The 13994-nt window shown below is 59.2% G+C and carries 12 protein-coding genes; 2 read left to right on the forward strand and 10 right to left on the reverse strand.

Annotation, left to right across the window (positions count from 1 at the left end; translation table 11 throughout):
* Nucleotides 1–7: 7 nt before the first annotated feature.
* The 5 genes from U9R61_RS02990 to U9R61_RS03010 all read right to left on the reverse strand — a co-directional run bounded on the left by U9R61_RS02990 (nucleotide 8) and on the right by U9R61_RS03010 (nucleotide 5909).
* The gene (locus U9R61_RS02990; protein ID WP_322487336.1) at nucleotides 8–2302 is read right to left on the reverse strand and encodes a hypothetical protein; all 2295 of its coding nucleotides are present in this window, start codon (nucleotides 2300–2302) and stop codon (nucleotides 8–10) included.
* Between the two features lie 84 nt (nucleotides 2303–2386).
* Nucleotides 2387–2551: a DUF86 domain-containing protein gene (locus tag U9R61_RS02995; RefSeq protein ID WP_322487337.1), complete on the reverse strand. Its 165-nt coding sequence runs from the start codon at nucleotides 2549–2551 to the stop codon at nucleotides 2387–2389.
* Nucleotides 2552–2639: 88 nt separating this feature from the next.
* Nucleotides 2640–2951, reverse strand: a complete 312-nt coding sequence (locus U9R61_RS03000; protein ID WP_416208816.1) for a nucleotidyltransferase family protein — start codon at nucleotides 2949–2951, stop codon at nucleotides 2640–2642.
* A 259-nt stretch (nucleotides 2952–3210) separates the two neighbouring features.
* Nucleotides 3211–5385 carry an ATP-dependent RecD-like DNA helicase gene (locus tag U9R61_RS03005; RefSeq protein WP_322487339.1) on the reverse strand — a complete coding sequence of 725 codons (2175 nt, stop codon included), beginning with the start codon at nucleotides 5383–5385 and terminating at the stop codon, nucleotides 3211–3213.
* Between the two features lie 107 nt (nucleotides 5386–5492).
* The gene (locus tag U9R61_RS03010) at nucleotides 5493–5909 is read right to left on the reverse strand and encodes a hypothetical protein (protein ID WP_322487340.1); all 417 of its coding nucleotides are present in this window, start codon (nucleotides 5907–5909) and stop codon (nucleotides 5493–5495) included.
* A 282-nt stretch (nucleotides 5910–6191) separates the two neighbouring features.
* Here U9R61_RS03010 and U9R61_RS03015 point away from each other — a divergent pair, with 282 nt between their 5' ends.
* Complete coding sequence (locus U9R61_RS03015) at nucleotides 6192–6503, forward strand: hypothetical protein (RefSeq protein WP_322487341.1); 312 nt, start codon at nucleotides 6192–6194, stop codon at nucleotides 6501–6503.
* A 12-nt stretch (nucleotides 6504–6515) separates the two neighbouring features.
* On the opposite strand, the gene U9R61_RS03020 is transcribed toward U9R61_RS03015, so the two are convergent.
* The 5 genes from U9R61_RS03020 to U9R61_RS03040 all read right to left on the reverse strand — a co-directional run bounded on the left by U9R61_RS03020 (nucleotide 6516) and on the right by U9R61_RS03040 (nucleotide 11238).
* Nucleotides 6516–7484: a D-glycerate dehydrogenase gene (locus U9R61_RS03020; RefSeq protein WP_322487342.1), complete on the reverse strand. Its 969-nt coding sequence runs from the start codon at nucleotides 7482–7484 to the stop codon at nucleotides 6516–6518.
* Between the two features lie 34 nt (nucleotides 7485–7518).
* Nucleotides 7519–8214, reverse strand: a complete 696-nt coding sequence (locus U9R61_RS03025; protein ID WP_322487343.1) for a lactate utilization protein — start codon at nucleotides 8212–8214, stop codon at nucleotides 7519–7521.
* 169 nt (nucleotides 8215–8383) lie between these two features.
* Nucleotides 8384–8836 carry a GNAT family N-acetyltransferase gene (locus U9R61_RS03030; RefSeq protein WP_322487344.1) on the reverse strand — a complete coding sequence of 151 codons (453 nt, stop codon included), beginning with the start codon at nucleotides 8834–8836 and terminating at the stop codon, nucleotides 8384–8386.
* Between the two features lie 88 nt (nucleotides 8837–8924).
* Complete coding sequence (locus U9R61_RS03035; RefSeq protein WP_322487345.1) at nucleotides 8925–10328, reverse strand: LutB/LldF family L-lactate oxidation iron-sulfur protein; 1404 nt, start codon at nucleotides 10326–10328, stop codon at nucleotides 8925–8927.
* A gap of 166 nt (nucleotides 10329–10494) precedes the next feature.
* Complete coding sequence (locus U9R61_RS03040; RefSeq protein ID WP_322487346.1) at nucleotides 10495–11238, reverse strand: (Fe-S)-binding protein; 744 nt, start codon at nucleotides 11236–11238, stop codon at nucleotides 10495–10497.
* 168 nt (nucleotides 11239–11406) lie between these two features.
* Between U9R61_RS03040 and typA the strand changes: the two genes are divergently transcribed.
* Nucleotides 11407–13248 (forward strand): translational GTPase TypA, encoded by a 1842-nt coding sequence (gene typA / locus U9R61_RS03045; RefSeq protein ID WP_322487347.1) that lies wholly within the window; start codon nucleotides 11407–11409, stop codon nucleotides 13246–13248.
* Nucleotides 13249–13994: the final 746 nt, after the last annotated feature.

Below are 13994 nucleotides of genomic sequence, written 5' to 3' on the forward strand. Positions count from 1 at the left end.
CGCTAGCCTAACGTTCTGCAGCACAATTGCTCGCTGTTGTGATAGAACAGGCATCCCAATCATGCCGCTTGCTGATCTGCTCAGACCAATCACAAACGAAGATCGTTCGCCATGTAGCGATAGGGATGGGATATGGCAGGCAATGCTGCTGAAACATCCGGTTGAAATATAATTGACCGGTGAAGGCCCAATCGCCGGTGGCTAATTGCCGCAACATCGCTTCGTCTACCGGCAGGGCAAAGTTAGCTACCACGAAATCAGGTTTCAGAACGCCTAACGAGTAGTCAAAATCAAATTTATTGTGGCCGGGCATCGTGCTGCCAGAAGCAGCCGGCAGACGAGCAATGTGACGATCTGACTTCCCGAGCAAATCAATCGCGTAGCGCTCAGAAAAGTAAAACACCGACCCAGCCCAGAAATCAGCAACCTTGCTTGTTGGCGGGGTATTGCGCTTCAGCAGCAACCCGATCGTCACGTTGCCAACATCAGCCACATTGGGCAGCAGAAACCAACTGTACCCCGGCACAAGCAACGGCGTTCCTATCAGACAGAGCAACCCAAACCAGAGTCTGAATGCGACAGCCGGTTGTAAAAGCACGCGTTGCAGCGCATTCCACCCAAAGAAAGCTGCTACGCTGCTAGCGAGCGCGCTCACGCCGATGATGAAGGCAAACCACTGATTGATGGCGGACCCTGATTGCGCCCCAGCAACGAGCAAATCAATCATTGGCGCGAGGGCCGCCATCGTGACGCCGCTTAGCACAACGCTCAACCCAACGGCAAGCAGGATGGTACGCGGTGCAGATAGTTGCTCTCCCTGCACAGGCGTTGTCCAACCAGTGCGAATGAGCGATTGCACCCCAAGGAAGGCCAGCGTGAGTATGAGAGGAAGGATCGGTATAAAAAACCGAAAGTTGGGGAAGGCATCTCCGCCAACATAGATCACATACGCCATATATGCCAAAACCACCGCCAGCAACGCGCGACGCACTTTATCTTTTGTCAATAATGAACCGATCAGGGCAAAGCCGAGCGCAAAAGGGTAATGCATGGCAAAGGCGACGAAGTATCGGAAACCCGCTAGCAATGTTCCCTCCCACCCAAAGACCTTCAGGTAAGCGGTGTTGGGCAGCACATCGCCGTAATACAACGCTCTAAATAGGGCATGGGCTATCGGCAAGGCCAACGACAATGCAGCATACCCGATGATCAGCATTCGGTTGCTGTTTAACCACACCGCAAGCACATACAGCAACACTGACAAGATCACCGCGTCTGATCGAACCAGTGACAGGAGCGCGATGATTACAAACGTGAACAGACGCGGCGTTCGCTGCTGCGCCTCTGTGACAATTCGATAGGCGGCCAGCAGAAACAACAACGTCAACAAGATAGTTTCAAAGCCGGCGGTTGTCCACGCCATCACATTTTTATTGAGCACGAAGCCGAGCACGGTGGCGGCAACCACCAACGGGCCACCGCCCAGCGCGCGCACGAAGCGGATGATGATAGGAACGGTCGCGACGACAAGCGTGATGTTGGTCAACAGGATGATCAACGAGGTTTGGGCAACCGGGATCGGCAACAGATGCACCAACGCCATATAGAGTGTCCACAACAGATTGGTATACCCCTCAATGCGCTCACCGTCTAAATTCCAGACCAAACCCGCACCCTGAGCAAGGTGTCGGGCATAGCGCATTGAAATCATGGCATCATCATCAAGCCACCAATACCGTTCGCCGCCAATGACGGCGCTATGACCAATGAGCGCAACCGGCAGCCACAATCCCCCAATCGTAAGCAGAGCTACGGTTAATACGCTGCTATCCTGTTGCGCGAGAGCCGCCAGCCAATTCCAGCGCGGCAGAGCGACCCAGCCCAGCGCAACCAGTGCTATCCCGCTGACCAATGCCTCTATGCCGATGGCATGAATTTTCGCCAGCCAATGCGGCGCTGGCGGCTCTCCTTGCCAAACAGCCACGAGCGACAGCACCCACTCGGTCAACCCACTATTCATTCCTACAATGAATAGCCCGATCACGACTAAGCCGCCCCCGGCAGCGATAATCGCATGGCGAATAGTTTTACAGTTTGTCAGGCAAGCTGTCGACAACATTGAAGGAGCGTGATTGGAGTTCTCTCTAACTAGCAGAACGATGCCCAGTCTACGGATGTATCGTGGTGATGCTGCGAGGTATGTTTGGCATGGATGACAGCACCAGTGCGGATGTAGACGATACCTCGGCAAGAAAACTTCTTTATGTACATGAACATGGTTGGCATCCTCAGGAACGTACATACCCTCTCTCGTCTAAGGATATTCTTGCGCAATAATCTGCTTGATCGCCGTATCAAGCGCTGGAATTTTATTTACAACCACATTCTATACGATATCATAATCGACGCCAAAATAGCCATGAATAAGTCGATCACGCATTCCGGCAATCATGCGCCACTCAATGATTGGATATTTCTGCCGGATCGACTCAGGCATATATTTTACTGCCTCGCCAATAATCTCAACACTCCGCACATACGCACGCTTCAAGGTCTCATCTTATAGAAAGGTTGTGTGATCGAGACTTTGGGAACTTCGTAAAAGATAACTTGTCGCATCGAGGATATGCTGAAGATACTCACGCACCGATCGAGACATATTCAACCTCACGGAGAATGTGCGGGCCAATATATGGGCTTAATGCTTCAACCGTAATCAAATCGACCTTACGGTCAAATAGATCTTCAAGGAACAATGCAAGCTGCATGAAATGATCAAACGTTTTCTGATCTGGCTCGAATTCGACCCCAATATCGACATCACTCCCTGTCTGCGCCTCATTCCGCACGAAGGAGCCAAACAGTCCGCAACGCCGCACACCCAAACGCTGCAACTCGCGCTGGTGTCTCCGTAAGAGATCGAGGATTTGCTCTTTCGTCTGAACCGACATAACCTGTTTTGCGTACCAAATATCAGGTTGGGTGACTCGCATTCTAGCATGTTCGATTGGCGTAATGACCAAGCGTTGGAAAAAGACGCCAAGCCCGCAAAGTTCGCCAAGATTCAAACGCCAAGTGCGCAAAGCACGCCAAAGTTTTTGAAGGTTTGGCACGAGCACGCTCAGTCCTCTTCCCAAAAAAATCCTTTGCGCACCTCTGCGGAGCCGGACAGCCGTCCGGCTCTCCCGCGTCTTTGCCATCTTTGCGCCACTACTCGCGTAGCCGCACGCTGAGGCCGGTGTAGCGCCGTTCGATCTCGGCGGCGGCAACGGCGGCAGCGACGGCGCGCCGGTCGCCAACGATGACCACAAGCTGGCGGGCGCGGGTGACGGCGGTGTAGAGCAGGTTGCGTTGCAGCAGCGGTTGGTGTTGGAGCAAGAGCGGCAGCACCACTACCGGGTATTCGCTACCTTGGCTTTTATGCACGCTGAGTGCGTAAGCGAGGGTGAGATCGTCAAGGTCGAGGCCGCTGTACCGGATAGCGCGCCCATCTTCAAACCGCACTACCACGGTCAGCGCTGCGGCGTCGATGGCGATGATCTCGCCGGTGTCGCCGTTGTAGACATCGCGGTCGTAGTCGTTGCGCTGCTGGATGACCCGATCACCAACCCGGAAGACGGTCGCGCCGCTGCGGTATTCGGCCACACCGGGACGGGGCGGGTTGAGAGCGGCTTGCAAGGCGGTGTTGAGGGCGGCCACGCCGGCGTTGCCTTTGTGGGTTGGGCTGAGCACTTGGATGTCGCGGCGCGGGTCGTACCCGAACCGGCGCGGGATGCGTTCGACCACCAGTTCGACAACGAGTTCAGCGCAGCGTTCGGGTGTCTCGGCGGCAAAGAAGTAGAAGTCGTCGTGCCCTCCCCAGTCTGGCAGCAGGCCGTCGTTGATGCGGCGCGCGTTGGCAGCGATGCCGCTGCCGGCGGCTTGGCGAAAGATGGCGTCGAGATGGATGCGCGGCACGATCCCGCTGTCGATCAGATCGCCGAGCACACGGCCCGGCCCAACGCTCGGCAGTTGGTCGGCGTCGCCGACGATGACCACATGCGCGTTGAGAGGCGTCGCCTTGAGCAGTTGGTTTGCCAGCACCACGTCGAGCATACTGGCTTCGTCGATCACCAACAGATCGCAGGCGAGCGGATTATCGGCGTTGCGGCGGAACGCGCCGTCAGGACTGTATTCAAGCAGGCGGTGGATAGTGCGGGCCTCGATCCCGGTGGCTTCGCTCAACCGGCGGGCGGCGCGTCCGGTTGGCGCGGCGAGCAAGGGATAGTAGCCGCGGGCGCGCAGCAAGAGCACCAGCGCGCGCAGACTAGTGGTTTTGCCGGTACCCGGCCCGCCGGTGAGCAGCATCACCGGACTGGTCAAGGCGGTGCGCACTGCTGCGCGCTGCTGCGGGCTCAGATCGATGCCGCGCCGTTCGGCCAGATGGGCAAAGACCAGTTCCCAGCGGCTAGGGGCATAGTGGGCAGCCAGCGCCGAACGCTGCGTGAGCCAGCGCCAGATCGCATTGGCGACACCGATTTCAGCGAACGCCAGCGGCGGCAAGTAGATCGGCTGCTCGGCGGGTGTTGCGGCGGTAACGACCGGATCGCGCCAGAGCTGGCCGACGGCAAGCATCTGATCGACTGCCGCTTGCACCTTCGTTGCCGCCACAGTGAGCAGGCTAGCAGCATGCTCGATCAGCTCGCGCCACGGCAGATAGCAGTGACCGTCATCCGACGCTTGACCGAGCGCAAACCGCACCCCGGCGGCGATCCGGCGCGGGTCGTCGCGAGCAATGCCGAGACCGGCGGCAATCGCGTCAGCGGTGCGAAACCCCACCCCATCCACCTCATCGGCGAGCCGGTACGGTTCATGCTGCACCACTCCCAGCGCGTCGTCGCCGTAGTGCTTGTAGATGCGCACCGCGACGCCGGTTGGCAGGCCAAGGTCTTGCAGCAACAGCATCAGGTCTTTGATCCGCTGCTGCTCCCGCCACGCCGCGGCGATCAGCTCAGCCTTCTTGCGCCCTAACCCCGTCACCTCGCGCAACCGCTCCGGCTCGCGATCGAGCACATCGAGCGTATATTTGCCAAAGGTCTCGGTGATCCGTTTGGCGGTGGCCGGGCCAACCCCTTTGATCAGACCACTGCCGAGATAGCGGCGAATGCCGTCGATGGTGGCGGGCAGGCAAGTGTGGTAGCGTTGCACGCTGAATTGGCGGCCATGGGTCGGATGGTCGCGCCACTCACCTTCGAGGATGAGCTGTTCGCCGGGTTGCACGCCGAGCAGTTGGCCGACAATCGTGACGGTATCGCGTTTGCCAGCGGGACGCAATTGCGCAACCGTATAGCCGGTACTCTCGCTCTGATAGGTAATCCGCTCAAGAATGCCGTCGAGTTGGGGCATAGGGTTCGATCTGCATAGGCAACAGGTATGCTCTTTCTATCTATCTTACCGGAAATGGTACGTTGGGCGAAGTGTTGCACCGCAGAGAACGCAGAAGAGCATGATCATCACATCGTGTACCACTCACCGGTGACGAGGATGGTATCGACATCGATCGGCTCGATCCGTAGGCGCAGATGCTCACCCGGACGAATCGGCTGCGCGTCAGTGTATTGCACATCTACTAAAGCCGGATCGAACAGCTCAACCAGTTCGTTCTGCCCCGCGCGGAACCGGCAGGTGAGTTGATCATCAAGAAAGCCGTCGCGGTACGCATAATACTCAAACGTCACCGGCGCGGCGGGCCGCAGACCGAGCGCGTAGCGGCACTGCGCCGATTGTTCCGGCGAGAGTTGGGTGGTCTCGGTCAGCCGATCCGGGCTAAAGAAGGGATTGGCTAACAGCACGGCAAGACTGCCGATGCCGCAGATCAGAACGAACACCGCGAGAACAACCGCCAGCCATACCGCAGAACGGCGCTTCATCATCCCATCGTCACCCAATGACAATCGCGAGGGAAAGGTAACATTCCGCCAAATCCGCCAGAAAGCAACGAATCCCGCAAGGTATCCATGACTGTAAAGATTATACGTCACGCTAAACGTTTTCGCATCATCTCAACGATTGACAAGAGGAAATGGATTGGATATTTTTAAGGTTCAAAGAGGTATGTTTTTTATTTGAATTTAAACACTCTATTATTCCTCGCAACTCATTAAGCATCCGCCCTCGTCGCAGCCATATCTACCACTGAGAGGAGATGCGAGATGTATGATCCCAACTCCCCCTACCGTCCTCCCCAACCGCCGCCGGTCTACATTATCAAAGAAGAGAGTTTTACCTTGAAGGCCATCTTAACGCTCGTTCTCTACTTTGTGCTGTATATTCCCGGTCTGATTGCGAATATCGTCTTCTGGAACGAAGCGCGCAACGTTCAGGCGCGAACCGGACGAGCCCTGGAAGGGAAGGGATGGCTGACGGCCATGTTAATCATGCAGTTAGTAGGTCTTATCTTATCCGGGTTCTTCTTTTGCTTGTTGGTGCTTGCAATCATCACAACCGAACCAGTGCCGTTCTAGGATAGAAAGAGGCTACCTCACCACATTCGGCGTCGGTTTGCCACTCAACACCGCCACCAGATTCTCGGCGGCGAGGATGGCCATACGCACGCGAGTCGCGACGCTGGCGCTGCCAATGTGCGGGGTGAGCACCACGTTCGGCAAGGCGAGCAGCGGGTGATCCGGCCCGATCGGCTCACGCTCGAAGACATCGAGACCCGCGGCCCACGGACGACCGGCGCGCAGCGCCGCGACCAGTTCTGCTTCGCGCACCAGCGGCCCGCGAGCGACGTTGACGAAGATGCTGGTGGGTTTCATCAAGGCAAACTGGGCCGCGCCAAACATGCCGCGGGTCTCGGCGGTGAGCGGTGCGGTCACTACCACCGCATCACTTTCGGCAAGCAGATCGTTGAGTGAACGATATGCGGCCCCCAGCTCGGCTTCAAGTTCGGGATTGGGCCGGCGGTTGTGGTAGAGCAGCCGCATGCCAAAGCCACGTCCCCGACGCAAGACCGCTTGCCCGATCCGGCCCGCGCCAACCACCCCCAGCACCCGGCCATAGATGTCTTGCCCCACCATCTGCAACGGGTGCCACGGCCCCCAGCCGTCGCGTTCGATCAGTTTGTGGCCCTCCACCACCCGGCGGGCAGCGGCCAAGAGCAAGGCCCACGCCAGATCGGCGGTGGTCTCGGTCAGCACGTCGGGCGTATTGGTGAGCGTAATCCCGCGCACCGCCAGCGCCTCGCGGTCAATATTATCATAGCCGACCGCCATAATCGACACGGCACGCAACCGCGGTACCGCAGCGATCACCTCGGCGTCGATGCGGTCGGTGATCAGGCAGAGCAAACCTTCCGCCTCCGCGACGCCGCGCAACAGCTCATCGCGCGGGATAGGGGTCTCGGCGTTATCCCACAGTGCAACCGTGCAATGCTCGGCGAGGATCGCCATCGCCGGATCGGGCAGACGGCGGGTGACAAAAATGGGTGGTTTGCTGTTCATCTGCGTCCTCAGCATCGTTGCCTATACAGCAGCACTACCCCTCGACCACAATCACGTGAATCTGCGGCGGGCCGTGAATGCCGAGCGAGAGGGTCATCTCGATGTCGGCAGTGCGTGACGGGCCGGTGATGAAGGTGAGGTTGCTGGTTGGGCCGAAGATCTCATTGCCATAGCGTTGGGTCAGCAGCGCCAGCGCCTCGCCGAGGCCACGCACTAGTTGGTGCCGGAAGATCACGGCGATGTGGCACGGCGCCAGCAGCGAAGCAAGACGTGGCTTGCCGGGGCCATGGCGCAAGATCAGCGTACCGCTCTCGGCAATCGCCAGCTCAGCGCCTGACAAACAGATCGGGATCGGTTCCAATTCTTGCAGCCGCGCCTTGCGCCCTTCCCCGCGTACATCAGCTTTCGCTGGCGTAATCCCGCGCGCCACTAGCAATTCCGACAGACCGGGCAAGCCAATTTGGGCGAGATCCCACCCGATCACGCTGGTGGCGTGCGTCTCTTCGATCAGACGGTCAATAATCGCCAGCGCCTCATCGGCATTTGCCACCCGGTAGGCTTCGCCCTCCAGCTTCGCCAGCTCAGCGACAAATTGGCCAACCACATCATCTTGGGCCGGCAACACAAACGGCGGCGCTTCGTGCGGCATCCGCTCGGCCTCGGCCTGCAACCATGGCCGGTTGGCGTTGAGGCTGGTACGGAGATTGGCGAGAATCTGTTCACGGCTCATAACATCTCCTAATCAAAACACAAGCTTCGCAGAGCGATAAAGGTATGGCAAAAGCCTCCTACTGAGAATAACAAAAAACCTCTGCGTGCTCTGCGCCCTCTGCATCTTTGCGTTTATCGTCCTCTGCGTCTTTACACCCTCTGCGCCTTTACCCCCTTTGCGCCTCTCCTTACAGTCGCCGTTCGTAGAATAACGACAACGGATCATTGGGATACTCGCCGAACGGGCCGATCTGGTAAAAACCGGCTTTTTCATAGCAGCGGATAGCCGCATGCTGCAACGTACCGGTTTCGAGCCGAAGCAACCGGTATTCGCGCGCCAGCGCATACGCGGCGAGGTGATCGATCAGCCGTTGGGCCAGCCCCATCCCGCGAAACGCTGGCCGCACATACATCCGCTTCAGTTCGCCATAGTCAGGGTACAGTTGGATACCACCGCAACCGGCGGCCTCGCCGTTCAGCCGCACGACGAAAAAGGCGACTCCTTGCGCAATAAGCTTCTCGACACTATAGCCGTGCTGGCTTTCCGGCGGGTAGAGCGGGGCCAGTTCGGCTTCCAGTTCTTCGATCAACGCCAGCGCATCGGCAGTGTCTGGTCGTTCGACATGGATGGTGATACGCATATCCGATAGGAGGGGCAGGGTTCAAACTGACCCTTACGGTTTGGGGGCAGGTGTGAAACCTGCCCCTATACTACGATGATGATTGGCGTTATTTCTTCCGTTCGGCCCACAATTCACGGAACGATTTAGGCGGCAAGGCCGGAAAATCGCGCTGTTTCGTCCACAAGTGCAGTGGCGGCGGCAAGCGGCGGAAGCGACCTTTGCGGGCGAGAATACGGCTGAAGAACCGGCCGGCTTTACCGCCGACATTGTAGATCGCCGGGTGGGTCATCGTCAGCGTATAACTGGCAATCGCCGCTTTTTCAACCGGATGGAACTTGCCGGCCTTCACCGCATCAGCCCGGTGGCGCAGCAGCATGTCAGGAATGGCGATCCGCACCGGGCAGACCTCTTGGCAGGCGCCGCAGAGCGAGCTTGCTTGCGGCAACAGGTAGGCATCGGGTAGATCGGGTTGCAGCAACGGGGTGAGCACAGCGCCAATCGGGCCGGAATAGACGCCGCCGTAGGCGTGGCCGCCAATCGCCTGATAGACCGGGCAGGCGTTGAGGCAGGCGCCACAGCGAATACAAAGCAGCGATTCGGCATAGTGGCCGCCTAAAATCCGTGATCGGCCATTGTCAAGTAAGATCAGGTGAAACTCTTCGGGGCCGTCTTCTTCGCCGGGCCGGGCCGGGCCGCTGATCAGGCTGGTGTAGACACTCAGTTTTTGGCCGGTGGCCGAACGGGCCAGCACTTGCAGCATCACACCCAGATCGGCGAGGCGGGCCACAATCCGCTCGATCCCCATAATCGCCACGTGGATGCGCGGCACCGTGGTCGAGAGGCGCGCATTGCCCTCATTCTCGACAATCACGATTGCACCGCTGTCAGCCACGCCAAAATTGACCCCGCTAATGCCCATATCAGCCTGCAAGAAGCGTTGGCGCAGCGCCTGCCGGGCAGTGCGGATCATCGGCGGCACTTCAGTGGTCGGCGGCATGCCGAGGTGCTGTTGGAACAGCTCGCTCACCTGCTCGCGGGTCTTGTGGATAGCGGGAGCAATGATATGCGACGGCGTTTCACCGGCAAGCTGGATAATATACTCGCCGAGATCGGTCTCGACCACCTCGAAGCCGGATTCTTCGAGCGCCTCGTTGAGATGGATCTCTTCCGAGGCCATCGACTTCGATTTAACAATGCTGCGCACCCCGCGCGCGCGGGCCAGTTCAATAATATAACGGCTGGCCTCTTCGCCATCGCTGGCCCAGCACACATGGCCGCCGCGCGCTTCGACATTGGCGGCCAACTGCGGCAAGAGCTCATCGAGATGGGCCAGCGCATGGGCGCGAATGGCACGGGCTTGATCGCGCAACCGATCAGCATCACTCAGCGCGCCGATCGCGCCGGCCCGGTTGCCAATAAAGCGCGTCGTCGCCCGGTGCAGCGCCGTCTGCAACGACGAATCGTGCAGGGCGTGGTCAACGCGGTCGAAAAAGGCGATGGTTTGCGGCATAGCGGTGATTTCTAGGTGATAGAACAATCCAGATTGTGATTGGTATTAGGCGATAGACCGATTTGGGACGGCACCGCCGTGCGGCTGGACACCCATAGCGTTCACCCGATTGGCCGGAACCGCACCGCCGTGCGGCTCTACGGGTGCGTTCCCTCAGAAACCGGATTTACCGTGCGTCCACCATATTCGCTAACACCTCGGCCAAATGGCGGGCGCGGGTTGGCAGGTTACGGCGCGACAAACCGCCAGCGATTTGGGTCATACACGACACATCACCGGTCACGACCAGATCGGCGTTGGTTGAGGCGATCGCCTCGATCTTGCGGTCAAGCATCGCGGTCGAGATGGTATGCTGCTTGACCGCAAACAGGCCACCGAACCCGCAACACTGATCGCACCCCGGCAACGGTGCCACCTCCGCCCCTTGCACGCGGCCTAGCAGCGCGCGCGCTTGCGCGCCGAGGCCAAGAAACCGCAGGCCGTGACAGGAGTCGTGATAGGTGATGCGACTATTGAACCGCGCGCCAACCTCGGTCACACCTAACACATCGACCAGATACTCGCTGAGTTCGTAGGTGCGATGGGCTAAGTCGGCGGCCATGCCGGCAAAGGGCGTGTGCGCAAACAACTCATGGTAGAGATGGCGGATCATCGCCGCACACGATCCCGACGGCATCACCACATCGCCTTTGCCTCGCAATACTTCCAGCGTGCGCCCGGCCACCGCGTACGCGTCATCGCGAAAGCCGGCGTTGAACGCCATCTGGCCGCAACATAACAGATCAGGCGGAACCTCGACGGTCACGCCTTGTTGTTCCAACAGCTCGGCCGTAGCTAAACCGACGGTCGGGTAGAGCTGATCAACAATGCAAGTCGCGAATAACACAGCGCGACGGCGGCCGGTAGTCACGATCTCGTCTCCTTTAAGGCTGAAAGAGCGTTGATAATGGTATTATACCAAGTATTTGCTGAGCCATTCCAACCCTGCAACCATGCTATAATAGGATGAGTATCGTTGCGCTCAGGTTCGGCCTGAGCGTTTTTCACGCCGCCCAGCGGCCCACGTTACGGAAAAGGTATGATCCAGCGCACCGACCTGCGGAACATCGCGATTATCGCTCACGTTGACCACGGCAAAACAACGCTCGTTGATGCAATGCTCAAGCAGAGCCGCATCTTCCGCCAAAACCAGCACGTGGAAGAGCGCGTGCTCGATAGCAACGCCCTCGAACGCGAGCGAGGCATTACCATTCTCGCCAAGAATACCGCCGTCACCTACCGCGGCGTCAAGATTAATATCGTCGATACCCCCGGCCACGCCGATTTCGGCGGCGAAGTTGAGCGGGTGATGAACATGGTTGATGGCGTGTTGCTGCTGGTTGACGCCGTTGATGGCCCGATGCCGCAAACCAAGTTCGTGTTGCGCAAAGCGTTGCAGGCCGGCCATCAAGCAATCGTGGTCGTCAACAAGATCGACCGTCCGCAAGCCCGCCCCAACCACGTCGTCAACGCGACCTTTGACCTGTTTGTTGATCTCGGCGCAAGCGACGAGCAGGCCGAGTTCGCCACCATCTTCACCAATGCCCTGCTCGGCCACGCCGGGCGCTCGCCGCTCAAGCTGCACGACTCGCTCGAACCGCTCTTCGAGTGCATTCTCGACCGCATTCCGCCCCCCACGGTTGATGTCGAGGGGCCGGTGCAGTTCCTTGTCACCACCAGCACCTACGACGAGTACAAAGGCAAGATTCTCACTGGGCGGCTGGTGCGCGGCACGATCCGCAAAGGGCAGCCGTTGGTGCGGATCGCGCGCGACGGCGCGATCACGCCGGCTAAAGTCAGCCAGATTTTTGTGTACAACGGGCTAGAGCGGCAAGAGGTCGAGCAGGCGCAGGCCGGCGATATTATCGCGATTGCCGGCATCCCCGACGCTGCCATCGGCGACACCATCGCCGACGCGCTGGCCCCCGAAGCGTTGCCGCCGATTAAGGTCGAAGAACCAACCGTCCGCATGACCTTTGGCGTCAACACCAGCCCCTTCGCCGGGCGCGAGGGTACCTACGTCACTTCGCGCAAACTGCGCGAGCGCCTGTTCCAAGAGATGGAGCGCGACGTGGCGTTGCGGGTGGAAGAGACCGATAGCCCCGATGTGTTTATCGTCGCCGGGCGCGGCGAGTTGCATCTCGGCATTCTGATCGAGACTATGCGCCGCGAGGGCTATGAGTTTCAGGTCTCGAAGCCGGAAGTGATCTTCCGCGAAGCCCCCGATGGCACCCGCCTCGAACCAACGGAGCTGGTCGAGATCGAGGTGGCAAGCGAGTATCAGGGGGTGGTGGTCGAGCTGCTTGGCAAGCGGCAGGGCCAGATGCGCGATATGCGCATCAGCGAAGACGGCTCGGTTCATTATGTCTATCTCGTGCCGACGCGCGGCCTGCTTGGCTTCCGCCAGCTCTTCCTCACCGCCACCCGCGGCACCGGGATCATGAACAGCATCTTCTTCGGCTACGAGCCATACGCGGGCGAGATCGAGGTGCGGGCTAACGGCAGCCTGATCGCTGCCGAAGGCGGCGTCGCCACCACCTATGCCATTCACGCCTTGCAAGACCGCGGCGTCTTCTTTATCACTCCCGGCCAAGAGGTCTACGAAGGTATGGTGGTCGGCCAGCATATTCGCGACAACGACCTTGAGGTGAACGTCTGCAAAGAGAAGCACCTCACCAATATGCGCAACAACCGCGGCGCCGAGACGGTTCGGCTCGATGCGCCGCGTCAGCTCTCGCTTGACGACGCGATCGAGTATATCGGCGACGACGAGCTGGTCGAGGTGACACCCAAGGGTTGGCGCATCCGCAAGAAGCTGCTCAGCGCCGACGATCGCCGCCGCGAGAAGAAGCGGCGCGAACTGGCGATGAGCGAGCGGTAAGCGAGGCTAACCGCAGAGGGCGCGAGGTACGCAGAGTTGAGGGGCAGACAGGACGTTTGATCGAGCGCAACTGTTGATCGCTGGGCGATGCTGCAACGCTTGGTTCTGCGCTCCCCTCTCCCGCATCAGTGGGAGAGAGGCTGGGGGTGAGGGTACACCGGCGCATCTCAAAGCTATCAACCATATCTGCGCTCATTGCTGTCCGCCCTTCAACTATACATTGGCTTCGGAAACAATGACAGCCGAACCCGCCACCGCGCCCGCGCAATGACATCAGCACACGCTGAGGGGCGCTGGGTTTCTCCCTCCCCCAGGGGGTTGAGGGGCGGACAGAACATGTGGTCGGTCACACCCGTTGATCGCTGTACGATGCCGCAACGTGCGGCGATACGCTCCCCTCTCCCGCGCCAGTTAGAGAGGTGCTGGGGGTGAGGGCGAAACGACTCATCGCCAAGCCTTCAACCACATTTACGCTCATATATTCTGGTCAACCTTGAAGGGCGCAGAGGGAACGTTATTGGCACCCCACCTCTGCGCCAGCAACTACTACGAGTACGAGCAGCGGCAGAAATTCTCATCCGCCTCTCATTTTTCTTTAACCTTCTCTTTAAGCTGCCCGCCGATACTAGGAACCGGCGGGCAGTTTAGCATCTTCACCCTTATCCATCACACTCCCTGCCTGCCCCACGAGAGCGCGGCGCCACCCACCCGCCGCACCCTCCGCGGCCCACGCTTGCGTGACCGCG

It is taken from the genome of Chloroflexus sp. (genome assembly GCF_034431535.1).
Lineage (GTDB): Bacteria > Chloroflexota > Chloroflexia > Chloroflexales > Chloroflexaceae > Chloroflexus.